Origin of the sequence: Microcystis sp. LE19-84.1B, assembly GCF_027531875.1 — a bacterium.
GTDB lineage: Bacteria > Cyanobacteriota > Cyanobacteriia > Cyanobacteriales > Microcystaceae > Microcystis > Microcystis panniformis.
The window spans coordinates 13,885-33,257 of the sequence record NZ_JAPZSR010000024.1 but is presented as its reverse complement, the minus strand read 5'-3'; the positions used below and the strand labels follow the sequence as shown (position 1 = coordinate 33,257).

General features: G+C 39.8%; 14 protein-coding genes, 1 tRNA gene and 1 other RNA gene. 13 read left to right on the top strand and 3 right to left on the bottom strand.

Features of this window, described 5'->3' with window-relative positions; genetic code table 11:
- Positions 1 to 16: 16 nt before the first annotated feature.
- Together O9324_RS01420 and O9324_RS27100 are read right to left on the bottom strand one after the other, a co-directional pair.
- Positions 17 to 352: a XisI protein gene (locus O9324_RS01420; RefSeq protein WP_190718574.1), complete on the bottom strand. Its 336-nt coding sequence runs from the start codon at positions 350 to 352 to the stop codon at positions 17 to 19.
- On the bottom strand, positions 340 to 1,245 hold the full coding sequence (locus O9324_RS27100; RefSeq protein WP_353851664.1) for an element excision factor XisH family protein: 906 nt from the start codon (positions 1,243 to 1,245) through the stop codon (positions 340 to 342). Before O9324_RS27100 ends, O9324_RS01420 begins: the two co-directional genes overlap by 13 nt.
- A 212-nt stretch (positions 1,246 to 1,457) precedes the next feature.
- Between O9324_RS27100 and ssrS the strand changes: the two genes are divergently transcribed.
- The 3 genes from ssrS (at position 1,458) to O9324_RS01400 (ending at position 3,755) form a co-directional block, all read left to right on the top strand.
- A non-coding RNA gene (gene ssrS / locus O9324_RS01410) (6S RNA) lies at positions 1,458 to 1,645 on the top strand.
- A 422-nt stretch (positions 1,646 to 2,067) separates the two neighbouring features.
- Positions 2,068 to 3,447 carry an NAD(P)/FAD-dependent oxidoreductase gene (locus tag O9324_RS01405; RefSeq protein ID WP_287627951.1) on the top strand — a complete coding sequence of 460 codons (1,380 nt, stop codon included), beginning with the start codon at positions 2,068 to 2,070 and terminating at the stop codon, positions 3,445 to 3,447.
- A 53-nt stretch (positions 3,448 to 3,500) separates the two neighbouring features.
- Positions 3,501 to 3,755 (top strand): hypothetical protein, encoded by a 255-nt coding sequence (locus O9324_RS01400; RefSeq protein ID WP_002731866.1) that lies wholly within the window; start codon positions 3,501 to 3,503, stop codon positions 3,753 to 3,755.
- 386 nt (positions 3,756 to 4,141) lie between these two features.
- Here the strand turns inward: O9324_RS01400 and ccmP are convergent, their stop codons facing one another.
- Positions 4,142 to 4,783: a beta-carboxysome protein CcmP gene (gene ccmP, locus O9324_RS01395; RefSeq protein ID WP_002766539.1), complete on the bottom strand. Its 642-nt coding sequence runs from the start codon at positions 4,781 to 4,783 to the stop codon at positions 4,142 to 4,144.
- 190 nt (positions 4,784 to 4,973) lie between these two features.
- On the opposite strand from ccmP, the gene O9324_RS01390 reads away from it, so the two are divergent.
- The 10 genes from O9324_RS01390 to O9324_RS01345 all read left to right on the top strand — a co-directional run bounded on the left by O9324_RS01390 (position 4,974) and on the right by O9324_RS01345 (position 19,368).
- The gene (locus O9324_RS01390; RefSeq protein WP_288139277.1) at positions 4,974 to 6,020 is read left to right on the top strand and encodes a glucokinase; all 1,047 of its coding nucleotides are present in this window, start codon (positions 4,974 to 4,976) and stop codon (positions 6,018 to 6,020) included.
- Between the two features lie 320 nt (positions 6,021 to 6,340).
- Positions 6,341 to 6,412, top strand: a tRNA-Gly gene (locus tag O9324_RS01385).
- 518 nt (positions 6,413 to 6,930) lie between these two features.
- Positions 6,931 to 8,427, top strand: coding sequence for a serine/threonine-protein kinase (locus O9324_RS01380; RefSeq protein ID WP_288139276.1), 1,497 nt, complete (start codon positions 6,931 to 6,933; stop codon positions 8,425 to 8,427).
- A gap of 132 nt (positions 8,428 to 8,559) precedes the next feature.
- Positions 8,560 to 9,168 carry a DUF1788 domain-containing protein gene (locus O9324_RS01375; protein WP_228020846.1) on the top strand — a complete coding sequence of 203 codons (609 nt, stop codon included), beginning with the start codon at positions 8,560 to 8,562 and terminating at the stop codon, positions 9,166 to 9,168.
- A 13-nt stretch (positions 9,169 to 9,181) separates the two neighbouring features.
- The gene (gene brxC, locus O9324_RS01370) at positions 9,182 to 12,688 is read left to right on the top strand and encodes a BREX system P-loop protein BrxC (RefSeq protein WP_288139275.1); all 3,507 of its coding nucleotides are present in this window, start codon (positions 9,182 to 9,184) and stop codon (positions 12,686 to 12,688) included.
- Between the two features lie 74 nt (positions 12,689 to 12,762).
- Entirely contained in the window at positions 12,763 to 13,827 is a 1,065-nt protein-coding gene (locus O9324_RS01365) for an AAA family ATPase (RefSeq protein WP_002766560.1), read from the top strand.
- Positions 13,824 to 14,309, top strand: coding sequence for a hypothetical protein (locus tag O9324_RS01360; RefSeq protein WP_002766562.1), 486 nt, complete (start codon positions 13,824 to 13,826; stop codon positions 14,307 to 14,309). The genes O9324_RS01365 and O9324_RS01360 overlap by 4 nt, the downstream gene beginning before the upstream one ends.
- A 31-nt stretch (positions 14,310 to 14,340) precedes the next feature.
- Entirely contained in the window at positions 14,341 to 17,916 is a 3,576-nt protein-coding gene (pglX, locus tag O9324_RS01355; RefSeq protein WP_288139274.1) for a BREX-1 system adenine-specific DNA-methyltransferase PglX, read from the top strand.
- A gap of 3 nt (positions 17,917 to 17,919) precedes the next feature.
- Positions 17,920 to 18,090, top strand: a complete 171-nt coding sequence (locus tag O9324_RS01350) for a hypothetical protein (protein WP_288139294.1) — start codon at positions 17,920 to 17,922, stop codon at positions 18,088 to 18,090.
- Between the two features lie 135 nt (positions 18,091 to 18,225).
- Entirely contained in the window at positions 18,226 to 19,368 is a 1,143-nt protein-coding gene (locus O9324_RS01345) for a Fic family protein (protein ID WP_288139273.1), read from the top strand.
- Positions 19,369 to 19,373 lie beyond the last annotated feature (5 nt).

Sequence of the window (19,373 nt, the reverse complement as noted above, 5' to 3'; positions counted from 1 at the left end):
AGTAGGATAAATTAATTTATCCTACTGCATAATCGGTCAATTGACGAAGTACAGGAGGATGAAAGCCAATGACAATATCTTTTTTAGGAACACCTAGTTTAACTAAGTCTTCAGCAATATCTTGTTCTGTCATATTCCATTGAATCCAAATTTTATCAGACTTGAGGTCAATATGAATGAGACAATAATGTACATATTTTTCGCCTTCCCACCCAAAAGTAACGACCTGATAATGTTCTTTTTGTTCATCAAAAATAGCTTGAATCTCTAAATCATTACAAGTGGGTTTATATTGAGTATATTCTGAGAGAATATTTTTGACTAATTGACGATATTTTGCTAATTTATCCATGTTAAAATTACCTCCTGACTTGGCGAAAAAATGATTAATTTTAAATGGTTTTCTCTAATCATCAATTGGGTAAAATCTAAAGAGAAAAAAGTGTCGTAAGTAAAACTAGGAATAGCTAAAAATAAGACTCTATCTGGGTCTTTTCTCTTTAAAACCGCCCGATAATTAATAAATTGTCCTAGAGCAGTATGAAATTCTGAGATCGCTGAAGACCCCTCTAAAAAACTTTTAATTTCTACGGCAATCTTTTGATGATCTTTAGTCGCAGCAATCAGCTTTTCTGCGCCTAAATCGACAGCCATATTCACCCCTCCAAAACTTATCGTATAAAGGTCATGAGTAATTAACCAATTATCTTTGATCAAAGCGTTTTTGGCTGCTTGATAAACTAAATCTTTAGCCAATTTTACCTTTCTCCTGATTTGATAGGTTATCTTTCCCTGTTTTGAGGTGCGGCTTGAGCAACAAGGACAACTAATTTTCTCTGAACTATAGTACTGAGTAGCATCTAGGGCGACGAGTAAGTTGCCATCCAAGGCTGCAAACAGCCTTAAATAGCCTTGGTCTCCCAGACCTTGATCAATCCATCTGAACAGGGGAAAAAGATGCTTTGCGGCTATTCCATCGAGGATGTTCCGCATCTGCTCTACTGTCGGGATATTGACCAAACCAAACAGACTTTGAGCATTATCTCGTCCACAACGACTATTAAGTTGACGCTGATATTCTAGAAATGATTCATTCTGGCGAAAAAAGGCGGCGAATGCCCCTAATATTGCGTCTTTCAGACTGTAGCGGGTAGCATTGCTGGCACTTCGAGGGTCAGTTATCCCAGGGATGACTACCTGGAAATAGCTCAGCATCCCCAGAAAACCCAGTTGTTTGACTTCCATTCCCCCGAAACCCACTGTTCAAACCCTTCACTCCATTTTGAAAGGCAAGAGTAAGACTGGTTCTGTATTCTGTGCTACCGTTTGAATTGGGAATTGCTGGGTTTTGGCAGGCTTTTTGGCTGTGATCGGTAAACAGTAACCTGAAAACTCAAATCTGATCACTGAATCTCCCCTCTTGCCTCTGAGAAAAAAAAATGCTATGATGAAAACAAATCAGGCTTCTACGTTGGTGACTGCCTTTCAAGTTTTTTGATCTATGCTTGATTGTGATAAGGGAGCAAATAACCAATCCGTGTGGTAGTAAACCGAGCTTGTACTCGGAAACAGAAATGCGGAATATAAGTTCCCACCTGGTTAACCCAGGTCATAAACTTAGGTAAAACGGCGTAGCGGTCTTTTCAAGTTTTTCGAGCATATATAGTCCAAATTCTGGGCATAAGCACTGTAAGCTGTACTGAATTTAAACTCCGTATTGGAAATTTTAGTACAAATGCTCAAACTACCTCTCCCTGCTCCCCTGCAATCTTAACGAGTAATTTAGATAGTCAACAGCTTAAGTAGGGAGGCAAATTATTTGTAGGATGGGTTAGCGGTAGCGTAACATGAGCAGGCGTTGGGTTTCATGCTTCAACCCAACCTACGTTCTGTTGACTCTTGCAAGAGTGCAAGAGTGCCTCATCTCAACAAGCAATTTAAATGCGCGGGCAGCTTATCTATATTTTTTTCTAGGTTAAAGACTACTGTTTTCGGTAACGCTTGTCACCGCTAAATTGTGACAATCCGGACTACACTAGGGAAAAATTTATGAATTATTGTTAAGCAATGACTGAAAAACAGCCAAGAGTTGTTATCATCGGCGGCGGATTTGCGGGTTTATACACGGCCAAAGCCCTAAAAAACGCCCCCGTTCATGTTACCCTCATCGATAAGCGAAATTTCCATCTTTTTCAGCCCCTCCTCTATCAAGTCGCTACTGGGGCGCTGTCTCCGGCCGATATCTCCTCACCTTTGCGCTTAATCCTACGGGGTCATGACAATACAGATATTCTCCTCGATCATGCCATAGATATAGATCCAGTTAAGGGAGAAGTGATCTTGGAAGATCACCCGCCGATCGCCTACGATCAATTAGTTATTGCCACGGGAGTCAGTCATCACTATTTTGGCAATGATCAATGGCAGCCCTACGCTCCAGGGTTAAAAACCATTGAAGACGCAGTAGAAATGCGTCGTCGCATCTATCTCGCTTTTGAGAAGGCCGAGAAAGAAATTGATGCCGAAAAGCGGCAAGCTTTATTAACTTTTGTTATTGTCGGTGGCGGACCGACGGGGGTAGAATTAGCAGGAGCGATCGCAGAAATTGCCCACGGTGCGCTTAGGTCTGATTTCCACCAGATTAACCCCACAGAAGCGAAAATTTTGCTTTTAGAAGGGATGGATCGAGTATTACCCCCATATTCACCCGATTTATCCGCTAAAGCTGCCGCTTCTCTCACAAAATTAGGGGTGACAGTGCAAACTAACAGCATCGTTACCAATATTGTGGAAGGTTGTGTCACCGTCCGTCAGGGAGAAAAAACCACAGAAATCGCTGCCGAGACAATTTTATGGGCAGCGGGGGTAAAAGCATCGAGAATGGGGCGAATTTTGGCCGAAAGAACCGGGGTAAATCTCGATCGCGTCGGCCGGGTAATCGTCGAACCCGATTTAAGTATCGCCGGTTATGGCAATATTTTTGTGATCGGGGATCTGGCTAATTTTGCCCATCAGGGAGATAAACCTTTACCCGGAATTGCCCCCGTGGCCATGCAGGAGGGCGAATATCTGGCGAATTTATTAATTTCTCGCCTAAAAGGGCAAAGTATTAAACCTTTTCATTATATCGATCGAGGTAGTCTGGCAGTGATCGGCCAAAATGCGGCCGTGGTTGATTTGGGATTTGTCAAGTTTTCTGGGTTCATCGCTTGGTTAGTCTGGGTTTGGGCCCATATTTACTATCTGATCGAATTTGATAATAAATTAGTGGTGATGGTGCAATGGGGTTGGAATTATTTTACCCGCGGTCGTGGCGCTCGTTTGATTACGGGAGAGGGGCAGAATTTAGCCTCGGGACAATTGCCGCAAAATAACAGCCAAAATAATAATAATCTCGCCGTTTCTAACCAGACGGAAACTCTCTCTCCACCGATTGTGAAAGTCTGAAAAAAATAGCCGTGATTATCTAGTTATCAGTTAGCCGGTAAGAACAATCGATCATGAAAATAGAACATCCTAACAGTCTGGAAATTACCCCAGAGGAAAGCCAAGAATTAGAATATTTACGAGTTACAATTGAACGAGCGATCAAAGATGGTGTAATCACAAGAATAGAATTTGAATCGATTAAAACTATCATGTTTTCTAATAAGAAAAATAATCCCGACCAAATCCTCCGGCAAGTGACACTCTATCGCCATTTAGTCGTTGAAAAAATGAATAATGGCGAACTAATTTTTGAATCTCCTCAATAGGGCGAAATTACTTTTTTAGCTATTTAGTACAAATGCTCAAACTTCCTCTCCCTTCTTCCCACTCCCCACTATCCTATACCTTTTAAACGGGATTTAGTAAGTAGCTAGACACAATTAATTAGGGTTTGCGGCAAAAAGTACGGGCGAAGCATTCGGATAGAAAATCTCCGGTTTCACCGATAGGTTATTGCCCGAATGCTTCGCCCCTACAGGACTCGGGCTGATGAAGACGCAAGGTTTTTAACGACGATTCTCTCAAAATCTTGCACCTGTTTCGCGAGAAAAGCCATAAAACCCTTACCTTGCCTACATTTCACATTTATTCAGCAAGCCCTAATTATACATATCTAACCACCTCTTGCCTTTTGCCTCCGGCCTTTGTTAGCTTATTCTTTTTTGTCGCTACCCGGAAAAGCTCGACCTTGAATATTTTCTAAAGCTGAAACTGCCGCTCGGGAACCGGCGATAATATCCCGTTCTTCTCCCCCTAAATATAAGCGGCCAAAACTGCCCACGGAAGTAACGTGTAGGATATTAATTAAAGCAGCTTTTTCGGCCTGATTAGCGGCTAGGGAAGCGTAGGCAGCTGGTTGCACTTCTAAAACGTACAAAGTCTGTCCCGCCATTAACATCATACCCCGAGAACTCCGGTTAATTAATTGGGCTTGGTAAGCGTCAATGTTGCGAATAATTTGGCTAGAAACAATTTGCGGTTTCAGACAATCGCGCTGACTAACGCCTAAATACTGCAAAATTGCCTGACCGGCCGCCCTCACCTCTCCCTGACTGCTAGAATGGAGTTCTAGCAGTCCATAGAGTCGTTCTACGAATAGAACCCCCGGACGAACCACGGCGGATTTGAGGGCAATATCGGTGATGCGATTAATCTCGATGCCAGGGGAAATTTCAATCCAGAGGGAAGCATCCCCGGGTAAGGGTAAAAATCCTTGGGCGACTGTACCGATGTAAGCGGCGTGTTGAAGCTGTAAATTGTCAAGATAAACGTAACTGCGAAGTTCTACACCCAAGCTAATTTCTCCCTCTTTCTGTCCTCTAGCCAATCCCCATGCAAACCCCGGAGCGATGATTAATCAATCCTTAATTAGGGCTTAGGCATTACCATCTTTCACTATAGTATAGAATTGACTGCCCTTAAATTTGCTGGGGAGAAGCGGTAAAAAAACTATAATTATGGGGACAAACTGAGGGACAACCAGCATGACGATTCTTTTAGGGGGAGATATCGGGGGAACTAAAACAATCCTGCGTTTAGTGGATTGCCAAAACTCACCAGATAGTCCCCAACCCCTGCTAACTACTCTCGATCAAGAAATTTATCCTAGTGAACAATACCCCGATCTGGTGCCGATCGTCCAGCAGTTTTTGGCCCGACAAACCACTATTCCCCCGGTGGAAAAAGCTTGTTTCGGTATTGCCGGTCCTGTGGTTAACAATAGTTCCGAATTGACTAATTTAAGTTGGTCTCTCACTGGCGATCGCATAAGCCAGGAGCTGCAGATTGAGCGAGTAAAATTAATTAATGATTTTGCGGCGATCGGTTATGGGGTGTTAGGATTAGCCCCAGAGGAGCTGCACAATCTACAGTCGGCCCCAGCAGTACCAGAGGCCCCGATTGCGGTTATTGGTGCGGGAACGGGGTTAGGAGAGGGTTTTTTGATTCCTATCTCGAAGGGTAAATATCGGGTGTTTGCTAGTGAGGGTTCCCATGCCGATTTTGCCCCTCGATCGAGTTTAGAATATCAACTATTAAATTATCTCTTGGAACTCTATAATATCGAGCGCATTTCGGTGGAGCGAGTGGTTTCCGGCCCTGGAATCACTTCTATCTATCGATTTCTCCACGATAATAACTATAGTCAGTCCTCGCCGGCCATGGCGGAAATTTACCGCACTTGGTTAGAAGAAATGGGTAAACCGCAAAAAACCGTCGATTTAGCGGCTAAAATTGCCAGTTTTGCCCAAGATAACTCGGATCATCTTTGTTATCAAACCATGAAAATCTTTGTCGAGGCCTACGGTGCGGAAGCGGGCAATTTAGCCCTCAAGTTGCTTCCCTACGGAGGATTATACATAGCGGGGGGGATTGCGGCCAAAAATCTTCCTCTAATGACCGAGGGTAGCTTTATGAAGGCTTTTCGCGCTAAAGGTCGGATGACGGAGTTATTAAGCAATATTCCCGTCCATATCGTCCTTAATGCTCAAGTGGGACTAATGGGGGCGGTTTACTGTGCTAGTCAGCTATGAGCGATGGTTGACTGGATTTTACCAACAGCAGCGAGCGAGGCAAGCGATCTAAAAATGTTCTCCACCACGGTTTTCCTGCCCTTGGTCGTGCTTGGGGGGGCTTAGATGTTATTTTTGGGGTTTATCAACAAAAGCCGCTAGAAAGCCGAAAAAATGCCGATCAACAGCTAGAAAAAGTCCTGCTGTCCTGTCAGGAAAAAATGTTAAATTGCGACCGGGCCAGTTTTGCCGACAAACTGCACTGGTGCGGTGATGGAAAATAGCCTAGGGTAGTTAGTTGCTCTGGCTGGGGGGTCAATGCTATGATTAGGGAGACTTTTGCGGGTATAGTTCAGTGGTAGAACGTCACCTTCCCAAGGTGAATGTCGCGCGTTCGAGTCGCGTTACCCGCTTCTGACGACAATTGATTTGACATACCCCACGCCGTAAACGGACGTGGATTCTTCTAGCATCACTGCTGTGAATTTATGGCTCAACGAGTCCACTTGAATTAGATTCCTGGCGAAATCCCACCTCTGGGTGGTTCTCTCCTCAGACTTTCGCTCCCTTACAGAAGCCTGTTCTCGGGGGACCCTACGATACAGTTCAAAACCTCTAAAATAATTGGTTTCTTTGGTACTTGGTGCTGAGAATTTTTACCTATAGGAGCATTCCCCTATAGAACCCCATAACTCTAGTTTTCCAGGTGCGTTCATCGGTTGATGACTGGGTTTTTTAAGCGGTTGCTTACCCGGCCCCCTATTCTTAGTATCATACATCAGATCAAGTCGCCCTAAAAGGGCGAGGCTTTAAACCCAATTTTTTGGTAATATATCAATTAACTGGCAAGATGGGCTTGGTCAAGTTAACCCCTTTGGCTGTTAACCGTCCCATCAAGCTGCTCTAGGGCAAAGATAATGCTATCGCTACCATGAAACTAATTATCGGGGGACGTTACCAAGTTATTAAACCTCTAAGTCAAGGGGCTTTCGGTCAAACTTTTTTAGCCCAAGATAACTATCGCCCCGGCCGTCCTCAATGTGTGGTCAAACAGTTAATCCCCCAAGTGGTTAACGAAATTACTATAGGATTATTTGAGAGTGAGGCCAGAGCTTTAGAAAAACTCGGCCATCATCCTCAAATACCGCAATTTTTCGCCAGTTTTCAGGAAAAGAAGTCTTTTTATCTCGTTCAAGAATTTATCGATGGTCACGATCTTAGTCAGGAAATCTCTAAGGGTAAGCGTTTAGAAGAGAGTCAGGTAATTCAGTTATTAAAGGATATCTTGGAAGTTCTCGCTTTTGTCCATCAAAATAACATTATTCACCGAGATATCAAACCCGATAATATTATCCGTCGCCAAGAGGGCAAGCTAGTTTTAATCGACTTTGGCGGAGTCAAACAAGTGGGGACTCAATGGCTAAAAGCAAAACAGAGCAGTGTTTCCATTGGGATTGGTACCCCTGGTTATATGCCTAGTGAACAGGCGCAAAATAAACCGCGATTGTCTAGCGATGTCTATGCCGTGGGAATCATCGCTATTCAAGCCTTAACCGGTCTCAAACCGATGCAATTTCCCGAAGATGCCGAAACCGGAGAAATCGCTTGGCGCAATCATGCCGATGTTAGAGATGATCTAGCAGTTATTATCGATAAAATGACCCGTTATGACTGGCGCCAACGCTTTCCCTCGGCAGCAGAAGTTTTAGATGCCATAAAAGAGTTACTGCAATTGCGTCAACAACAAGCTTTAGTGCGGGAAATTTCAGCAGAGGATTGGTTTTATCGCGGTAACGCGCATCTCGATTTGGGGGAGAATCGCGAAGCAGTTCAATTGTATCAGCAGTCCCTGCGGAAAAAGCCCAATTTTGTCAATGCTTGGTATAATCGCGGTCTGGCCTTGCAACGATTAGGGCGTTTTCCTGAAGCTTTAGGGTCTTTTAATCAGGTAATTCAATTAGAGACTAATAATGCTCGGGCTTGGTTTTATCGCGGCATCGCTTTAGCTAATTTACGACAAATCAGCGCCGCAATCGCATCTTTGGATAAGGCGATTCAACTGCAGCCAGATTATCTGGAAGCATGGCATTACAAAGGCATGATTTTCTGTCGGATGCAACGTTATGCCGAAGGTCTAGCGGCTTATAATCAGGCCCTGGCCATTAAATCCGATGCTAATGTTTGGTTTAGCAAAGGCGAAGCTTTACGGGAATTAGAACGACTCAGTGAAGCGGTCGCCGCTTATAATAAGGCTTTACAGTTACAATCCCAAAAGGCTGAGGCATGGTATCAACGGGGTTGTTGTCTCTACAAGTTAAAATGTTTCTCGGAAGCAGTGGTTTCCTTTAACCAAACCCTACAACTAGAGCCTAGCCATCAATTTGCTCTCCAACAACGAAATTTAGCCCTGAATCACCTGAAATTGTAGGCAGCAAGCCAGCTTTTTGGCGATTAATCCTGTTCCTCTAGCCCTTAGTGTGGGAAGTGGGGGGAAAGATTTTGACTCTTATTCAGATAAAATGGGCATACTAATATTATTGACAAGATGGGCGAAATTTGGATGTCTTCTCTTGAAACAATAGCAATCAACCAAAGATTTGAATATTTATTATCGGTCTTGTCAGCAGAGCGATTTCTCAAAAAACAGGGAATTGGCAATGAAGTTCCTTTTTTTATCTGTCCTTACCCACCTCAAGACAGTGTTGAAATGGAACGTCTGCAAAAGCAACTGGTTAGTCAGTTGCATCAAAAAGGGATTCGCATATTAGAGATCAATCTTTATGATCTCTGTCTTGAATTATTGAGGGAACGGCAGATATTTGAGCAAATTCTCGATATAGAATCCTCCATATCTAAAGGGGAACTGAAAGAGCTTTTACAAAATGTGTTAGATTCGGAGAGTCATTTAATTCCAGCCCTAGGCGAAAAAATTGCCGAAAATCCGTTTGATATCTTGTTTTTATGGGGTGTTGGTCAAATTTTTCCCTATATTCGTTCCCATAATGTTCTTAATAACCTCCAAACCACGAACAACAACCAACCGACGGTAATGTTTTTTCCGGGGGCCTACACCTATTCCCTAGAGTCGGGAGCCTCTCTCAATTTATTTGGACTCTTACGAGATGACAAATATTATCGAGCTTTTAACATTTACGAGTACCAAGTTTAAGGGAGAACTAATTATGCAGTTAAGTAGAATTTTTGAGAAACAAGTTAGTCGTCCTATGGAAGGGGTAATCAAAGCGGATGCCAATGATGAGGCGAGTCTGCACGTTGAACTAGAAGAATATGTGCTTACCTGCGAGGTTGAAAAACGCCTAGAGGAGTTTTTGTCAGCTTATAACAATTATACAGGAGTTAATGGGGTTTGGATATCGGGATTTTTTGGCTCTGGTAAGTCCCATTTATTAAAAATATTGGCCCTGTTGTTAGAGGATCGCAGGCTCGAAAATAGCCAAGCAATTGAAAAATTTTTACCCAAATGTCGGAACAATGAAATTCTTAAAAGAGACTTGAGGAAAGCTGTTGCTATTCCTGCTCAAAGTATTTTATTTAATATCGATCAAAAGGCGGATGTCACCAGTAAAACAGAATTTGATGCTTTATTATCGGTTTTTAGCAAGGTTTTCAATGAAGCGCGGGGTTATTATGGAAAACAGGGCTATATTGCTCAGTTTGAAAAAGAATTAGATGAGCGGGGGTTATATACTGCTTTTAAAACTGAGTATGAATCCGTTGCTGGTAAACCCTGGGAAAGGGGACGGGAACAAGTCATTTTAGAAAGAAAAAATATTGCGATCGCCTATGGAAAAGTGACCGGTGCATCGGTGGAAAATTCCACCAATATTCTCGATTTATATCGTCAGGATTATAAACTTTCCATTGATGATTTTTCCCAAGAGGTAAAAGCATTTATTGAACAGAAAACCTCTAATTTTAGACTAAACTTTTTTGTGGATGAGGTGGGACAATACATTGCGGATAATGTTAAATTAATGACCAATTTACAAACCATTGCCGAGAGTTTAGCAACAAAATGTCAGGGACGTTCTTGGGTGATTGTCACCGCTCAGGAAGATATGGAAACGGTATTAGGAGAAATGGGAAATCATCGAACTAAGGATTTTTCTAAAATTCAAGATCGTTTTGCTAATCGCATGAAATTAACCAGCCGGGATGTGGCGGAAGTTATTCAGAAACGTCTGCTGACAAAAAATGAGGATGGTGTTAGAATACTCGGGCAGATTTATGAGCAACAACGGCATAATTTACCTACCTTATTTCGCTTTTCCGATGGCTCAAGGGATTTCCGTAATTTCCAAGATAGAAACCATTTTATCGATTGTTATCCTTTTATTCCCTATCAGTTTACCCTTTTCCAGTCTGCTATTAGAGGATTATCTATACATAGTGCTTTTGAAGGAAAACATAGTTCGGTAGGGGAACGCTCAATGTTGGCGGTTTTCCGTAAGGTGGTAATAGCAATTGAGGGGCAAGAAATTGGTCATCTAGCTACATTTGATTTAATGTTTCAAGGAATTCGATCAACGTTGAAATCTAATATTCAGAGTGGTATTACTTTAGCGGAAGATAACCTTAATAATCCTTTTGCCGTGCGTCTTATCAAGGCATTATTTCTAGTTAAATATGTAGAGGGATTTAAGGCTAATTTACAGAATTTATCTATCCTGATGTTAGAAGAGTTTGAACAGGATATTTCCCACCTACAAAATCGAGTTCAGGAAGGGTTAAACCTGCTTGAACATCAAACCTACATTCAGAGAACGGGGGACTTGTATGAGTATTTAACGGACAAGGAAAAAGACATTGAGCAGGAGATTAAAAATACAGAATTAGAAGATAATAGGATTTTAGATGCCTTAAATAATTTAATTTTTGAGGAGATTCTCAAAACCGCAAAAATTCGCAATCAAGAGGGGACACAAGATTATCAATTCTCCCGTAAGATTGATGGAATACTTTATAAACGAGAATACGAGTTAAGTATTCAAATCATCACTCCTTTTTTCTGGCAACATGAGCAAGAAAAAGCCCTACAGATGGAGAATATGGGACGGGATGAGTTATTAGTTATTATCCCTTCTGATCAGCTTTTAATAAAAGATTTAACCATGTATAAAAGAACAGAAAAGTATGTTCAACAGAATATATCTGTCACTCATCAGGAAGAAGTTAAAAGTATTTTGAATCAAAAAAATCAAAGCAATCAACAAAATTACGAAAAGATTAAAAACAGGCTGAAAAGTTTATTAGTACAGGCTAAGTTATTTGTATCGGGAAGAGAGTTAGAGATTAGCAGTAGTGATGCTCAAAGCCGAATTATTTTAGGGTTTCAGAAATTAATTGCCGAGGTGTATCATAACTTTCAAATGTTAGGGGGAGTGACTTATAAAGTCGAACAATTTAAGCACTTTTTAGAACCGTCTCAAGAGGGTTTATTTAGTAATGATGTCAAGGATTTAAGTGAACCAGAAAAAGAGGTTTTTAACTTTACTCAAAAGGATAAAGAAAAGGGGTTAAGGACATCTATGAAGTCTCTAACCGATAATTTTCAACGTAAACCCTATGGGTGGAGTGAGGGGGCGATTTTATGTATGGTTGCCAAACTGTGCGCCAGAGGTAAGCTAAAAGTGGAAAGAGAGGGCAATTTGTTAGAAGGAGGGGCATTAGTTGAGGCTATTTGTAACTCTCGTAATTATAGTAATATTTTACTACAGCCACAACAGAAATTTACCTCTTCACAGGTACGAAAACTTAAGGATTTTTATGAGGAATTTTTTGCTCAACCCTGTGGAGATAATGAACCTAAAGCTATTTATCAGAAAACGCAAGCAGCATTTAAGGAACTCAGCCAATCGATTCAAGAAACACTCTCAGAAATGGATAAATATCCTTTTTTATCGGCTTTAGAACCGGCTCGACAAACCCTGAATGATGTATGTAATAAGCCTTATGATTGGTATCTTACCGATTTAACCGAACGAGAGGATGAGTTATTAGATATTAAAGAGGATGTAATAGAGCCGATTCTGAGTTTTATGCAGGGGGAACAAAAACGGATTTATGATCGGGCTAAACTGTTATTAGAGACTCAAAAGCCCAATTTTAGTTATATCAACAGCGATAATCTATCTCAACTGAGAACAGTTCTCACGGATACCCAATGCTTTAAAGGAAGCCGGATGCAGCAGGTAAAGGGGTTAATAGAGTCGGTAGAGGCAGAAATTTCTAGCGAAGTTACCAGGGAAGTGGAACAAGCACAGGAAGAAATCGGGTTGTTACAAGAGCGAATGGGTAAAATGGCCGAGTTTTCCCAACTTTCTCCGGTGCAACAGCAGGAAATTCTGAAATCTTTTCAGGATTGTTGTGATTCTATTGCTCAAGAAGATTTGATTGCTATGATTCGCAGTACCCGTCAGAAGTTTGAAACGGATACCTATCCTCGGTTACTCTCAAAAATGACTAAGTTGACGGGGGTTGATGGGGTTTCTTCCCAAGCAACCCGTCGGGTTAAGGAGTCAGAAACTCAATATATACCCAGTCAGACAATTAAGGTTAATTTTGGCAAGGCATGGCTGGCAGATGAGGCGGATGTGGAGGAGTATCTCTCGGCAATGCGTGAGGCTTTAATGGCAGAAATTAAGGAAGGTAAACGGATTCAAATTTGAGAAGTGGGGTGTGGGGTTGTGGGAACTATTTACCACGATATAGAGATTACCGATTTCTTGATTGAGATGAAAAGATGATTACATCATTAGAACTGAGAAATTTTACAGCTTTTCGACGTTTAAAAATTGATTTTTCTCCGAAGATTAACGTCATTATTGGAGAAAATGGGACAGGAAAAACTCATTTGTTAAAAGTTGCTTATGCCCTTAGTTCTGGGTATAAACTGTTTAAACAGCCATCGGAGATGGAGGAGTCTGATTTAAGGGATTTTTTAACCGAGCGGTTAATTCGTCTTTTTCTTCCTTTAAATAATAAATTAGGAAAACTTCATCACACGGGAGCAGAAGAAAGGGCAGAATGTACTATTAACTTTTCCCTAGAGCAAATGCTGAAAATTAGTTTTTCTAAGAGTTCCCAATCTGTGCATATTATCGAGAATAAAAATTATGAGCAATACCAACAAACTCCTGTTTTTATTCCTGCTCAAGAATCTTTATCTTTTATGGAGGGAATGCTTAGTCTCTACGATAGGTATCAAATGACTTTTGATGAAACCTATCGAGATCTATGGTCACTGCTAGATTTACCTGTTATCCGTTCTGAAAATCTTCAGGAAAAATCTAAATGGGCGATGGAAGAAATTAAAAATATTTGTGGGGGAAAATTTATCTTTTATGGAGGAGGTAGGGTAAATTTTAAAGTCAAAAATATAGAATATTCTGTTAATGCAATCGCTGAAGGTTTTCGCAAGATGGGAGTATTATCTAGGTTATTAGAAACGGGTGCAATTCAACCGGGGATGAGTGGGACATTATTCTGGGATGAACCGGAAGGAAATATTAACCCTAAATTAATGAGGCTATTGGTAGAAATTTTACTAGAATTATCTCGTAATGGTCAACAAGTTATAGTGGCTACTCATGATTATGTTTTTTTAAAATGGTTTGATTTACTAATTGATGAAAAGAAAGATGATAAGATTACTTATCATAGTCTTTATCGGGAACAGGAAAATAATCAATTAAGGGTTAATAGCACCCATGAATATCTAGAAATTTACCCGAACCCAATTGATGAAGCTTTTGAGGCTTTAATCAATAATGAAATAGATAAAACTATGGGAGTTTTGGGGAAATGAAAATTGAATGTGATGGCTTTGAGTTTGATTTTCCTAATGCTTTAGATGTTTTTATTTTTGATGAAAAAGAAACCAATAAACTTCATTATCATGGGTTAAGTCATGCGATGAAAGCAGTAGATATTATCGTTGAGTTGACCGATTTTTATTTGTTTATTGAAGTTAAAAATTTCCATAAACCCGAACAGTATCAAGACTCTAGCTATTTTAATAATTTGCGAGAAACTCTTAAACATAAATATCGAGATTCTTGGTTATATCGTTGGTGTGAAAATAAAATTGATAAACCGATTAAATATCTCTGTTTACTCGAATTAGATACTCCTCTTTTATCTCGTATGAATAAGGAATTACGCCAACAAATCCCTATTGGTCAAAAAGGAAAAAGATGGAGTCAAGAAATTTGTAATAGTTGCATTGTGCTTAATTTTGCCATCTGGAATCAGCAATTTACAGCATGGCCGATAATAAGATTGTCTTGAGAAGTTTTCTTTTTTAGGATAAAATTGTCTTATGGATACATCAAGACTTAAAAAATTCGCTCAGTATGCCCGTCGTTATCTCAGAGAACAGATGACGACTAAGTTAGAAGTGGTCTTAGCTGAAAATAGCGCCGCAAGACGAGAAAATCCCAAAGCTATCAGCAAGTTAGCCGAAAAAATCGAATTTTTAGGCAAAGAACAGCTTATTGAACAGGTTGCCTATACTTGGTTTAACCGTTTTTGTGCCTTGCGGTTTATGGATAGCAACCGCTATCACTCCATTAGGGTTGTGTCCGCTGCTGAGGGGCAGTTTCAGCCAGAAATCTTGGCTGAGGCGAAAACGGGACATATTGACGAGGAAATGCTCAATAAACAGGTCAGAAAGCAGATTTTTGATTTATTAAGCGGAACTGCACCGAGTTATGATGCTCAAGGGGAAGCCTATCGTTTATTAATTGTAGGAGTGTGTAATTATTATCATCAGTTGATGCCCTATTTATTTGAACGAATTGATGATTATACCGAGTTATTGATGCCCGATGATTTATTATCTGGTAATTCAATTTTAGCCTATACTCGCGAGGCAATGACTCCAGAAAATTGTGAGAGTGTGGAGGTGATTGGGTGGTTATATCAGTTTTATATCTCTGAGAAAAAAGACGAAGTTTTTGAGGGACTAAAAAATAATAAAAAAATCACTCCCCAGAATATTCCAGCGGCAACTCAGTTATTTACTCCTCATTGGATTGTCCGTTATTTAGTAGAAAATTCCCTGGGGCGTTTATGGATGTTAAACCGTCCTCAGTCTCGGTTAGTTGAGTCAATGTCCTATTATGTGGATAGTGGGAAGTGGGAAGTGGGAGATGGGTACTTAAAAATCAACTCGCCTGAAGATATAAAAATCTGTGATCCTGCTTGTGGTTCGGGACATATTTTAGTCTATGCTTTTGATTTACTTTATGCAATATATGAGGAAGAAGGTTATACAGCAAATGAGATTCCTAGCAAGATTTTAACCCATAATCTCTATGGCATAGAAATTGATGAACGGGCGGGAAGTTTGGCAGCATTTGCATTAACCATGAAAGCGAGGGAAAAGGAAAGACGATTTTTTCGTAAACCCATCCAGCCTAATATTTGTGTGTTGAAAAAAGTTGAGTTTTCTGAAAAAGAGCTACAGCCTTATCTAGATTTTGTCGGGCGCGATTTGTTTACTGCGCCTTTATTAGAAACACTACATGAGTTTAAGGAGGCGGATAATTTTGGGGCGTTAATTCGTCCTACGGTGACGGATGTACAGGGGATGATAGGGTTATTAAATGAGCGCAATGTCGCTAGTCAGTTATTGTTATATAAAACCCACGAGAAGGTAATGGATGTGTTAAATATGGCGGATTTTTTAAGTCCTAAGTATCACATTGTTGTGGCGAATCCCCCCTATATGGGTAACAAGGGGATGAATAATCGGTTAAAGGCTTTTTTACAGGATAATTATAGTGAGGTAAAATCGGATCTATTTTCTGCTTTTATGGTGCGTTGTTTAGAATTATGTAAAAATAACGGGTTTACAGGATTTATGACTCCTTTTACTTGGATGTTTTTAAGTTCCTATGAAAAGTTACGCACACGCATTTTAAGTAAAAGTACCATTACTTCTTTAGTTAGACCAGAATATCATGCTTTTTTTGAGTCTGCTTATGTTCCTATTTGTGCCTTTACTTTATATCAACAATTTTTACCCAATTATAAAGGAGCTTTTATTGATTTACAGCAGTTTTATGGTGTAGATATTCAACCCGTTAAAGCATTAGAAGCAATAAAAAATCCTAATTGTGGTTGGTTTTACCGCGCTTCTGCTAGTGATTTTAAGAAGATTCCAGGAAATGCGATCGCTTATTGGGTGAGTGATAGAGTCTTAGAAATTTTTGCTACTTCAGAAAAGTTAGAAAATATTGCTAAAGCAGTTGTGGGGTTACAAACTGGTGATAATGATCGATTTTTGCGTTTATGGTTTGAAGTTGAGTATCAAAATATTGGTTTTAATTTAGAAAATAGAAAACAAGCTCAAGAGTCTCAGAAAAAATGGTTTCCCTATAACAAAGGTGGTGAGTTTAGAAAATGGTATGGTAATCAAGAGTATTTAGTCAATTGGGAAAATGATGGACAAGAAATAGCAAATTTTAAACCAAGAGCAGTTATTAGAAATCCTAGTTATTATTTTCAAGAAAGTATAACATGGTCTTTTGTTAGTTCATCCTGTTTTGGTGTTAGGTTTTCTCCTAAAGGCTTTATTTTTGATGTTGGTGGATCATCATTATTTACTGAGCAAGAAAATATGATGTTTTTAACTTCTCTTTTATGTTCAAAAATTGCCTTTGATTTGATGAAAATTATGAATCCTACCTTAAATTTTCAAGTAGGAAATGTTGCTAGTATTCCCATTGTAAAAAATAATAACTCTTTAATAGAAACTGTGGGGTTTAAAAGTATTAGTTTAAGTCGCCAAGACTGGAACTCATACGAAACCTCGTGGGATTTTACCACCCTTCCACTTTTGAGAGTGGGAAGTGAAAACCTAGAACAAAATCCCCGCTTTCCACTTTCCACTTCCCTGAAAGAAACCTATCAAAACCTACGCCAGAAATGGCAAGAAATGACCTTAGAAATGCAGAAACTAGAGGAGGAAAATAACAGTATATTTATCGAAGCTTATGGACTACAAGACGAATTAACCCCCGAAGTTCTCTTAAAAGAAATCACCTTAACCTGTAACCCCCATTATCGTTATAAGAAAGAAGTGGGAAGTGAGAAGTGGGAAGTGAGAAATAAAGAGGAAAATATTACCCACTTTCCCATAGATGAAGACTTAGAAAAACGATTATTAGCAGATACTATCAAAGAATTTATCTCCTACTCGGTGGGTTGTATGTTTGGACGTTATTCTCTTGATAAAGAAGGCTTAATTTTAGCCAACCAAGGGGAAACCTTGCAAGACTACCTTAAACAGATTCCAAACCCCACCTTTCCCCCAACAGAAACCAACGTTATCCCCATCCTTGAGGGGGACTGGTTTAGTGATGATATAACCGAAAAATTCTGGCAATTTCTGCGGCTCACATTTGGGGAGAAAAACTATCAACAAAACCTCAACTTTATCGAAGAAGCGATCGGGAAATCCCTAGAAAAATACTTTCTCAAAGACTTTTATGATGACCACACTAAACGTTATAAAAAACGTCCCATATATTGGTTATTTAGTAGCCCAAAAGGAACATTTAACGCCCTAATTTATCTCCATCGTTATCGCCCTGATACCGTTAATATCGTCCTTAATAGCTATCTGCGGGAATTTCGGCTTAAACTAGAAGTAAAACTAGACACCTTCCAACAAATAGAAATTAGTACAAGTGCAACTAAAACCGAAAAAACCAAAGCCCTACGAGAAAGCGAACAAATCAAAAAAATGATCGGAGAATTAGAAACCTACGAACAAGAAACCCTCTATCCTTTAGCCATCGCCCAGAAGGAAATAGATCTTGATGATGGGGTAAAAGTCAACTATACTAAATTAGGTAAAGCCCTGAAAAATATAACAGGATTAGGTTAAAGTATGGATTACTTAACCAAAATTCATCTTAAACAAGCCATTATTAAAGTTTTAGAAGATTATCCAGATGGCTCTTCTAGTTTCTGTGTGATAAGTTTAACTTACAATATGATCGCTCAATCTTTGTGTCTTTGTGGTTTGTTCCACTCCGTCGCCAAAAGGACTGTATCTTAGAACACATTTTACCCACCAAATCCAAGAGAGCCTCCAGATTCCCACTACCCACTTCCCACGTTATTAACGAAAAGAGGGGTATATTGATAATAAGACTCTAATCATGGCTCAGTATTAACGAAAACAATAACAACGATGAACCAGACACGAGCAGGTAGATATATAACGCAAATAGAAGGATATCAGGCTTTCATTCCTAATCCTCTGCCACCATCTCCTGAAATCGCCATGGATCAGGAAATGTGGCAACTTTTGTCCCAAGCTGATCGGGCATTGGGGCGGTTAGATGGTTCAACCGATGCACTACCCAACCCCGATCTCTTTGTATTTATGTATGTGCGGAAAGAAGCTGTCTTATCTAGTCAAATCGAAGGTACACAAGCATCTCTCATAGATGTCCTCGAATTTGAATCTCAAACCCTAGAACCCGAAAATCCTCAAGATGTGGCAGAAGTAGTCAATTATATCGCTGCCCTTAACTATGGATTAGAAAGGTTAGAAACCTTACCTGTTTCCTTACGATTAATTAGAGAAATTCATGAAAAACTCCTGCAAAATGCTAGGGGTTCAGAACGTAAACCGGGAGAATTTAGAGATCAACAAAATTGGATTGGTTTTGCAGGGTGTTCTCTCAAAGAAGCAACCTACATACCTCCACCGCCCTCAGACATGAAAACCGCCTTGGATAACTTGGAAAAATTCTTACATGATCCAAAACCTATGCCAATCTTAATTAAAATTGGGTTAGCTCATGCTCAATTTGAGACTATTCATCCTTTTTTTGATGGTAATGGTAGAGTGGGACGTTTATTAATTACTTTTCTACTTTGTGAACAAAATATTTTAAAACAACCCTTACTTTATATTTCCTATTATTTTAAAAAACATCGCTCTCAATATTATGATTATCTTCAAGCTGTTCGGGATACTGGCAATTGGGAAATATGGCTAAAATTCTTTCTCAAAGGAATTTATGAAGTTGCTCAGGAAGCCTCTAATACAGCGAGAACAATTGTAACTATGAAAGAAAACCATCGTCAACTCTTACTTGAGAAAATGGGACGAAGATCTGGTAATGCGATCGCTTTACTTGAAAACCTTTATTTTCGCCCGATTGTTTCTATCGATCATGTTCAAGAAATTACTCAATTATCCTATCCTAATGCTAATACTTTAGTTAAAAATTTTTGTTATTTAGGACTTTTAAAAGAAATCACGGGACAAAAAAGAAATCGGGCTTTTTCTTATGCACCCTACTTAGAAATTTTTAAAGATTAAAGATT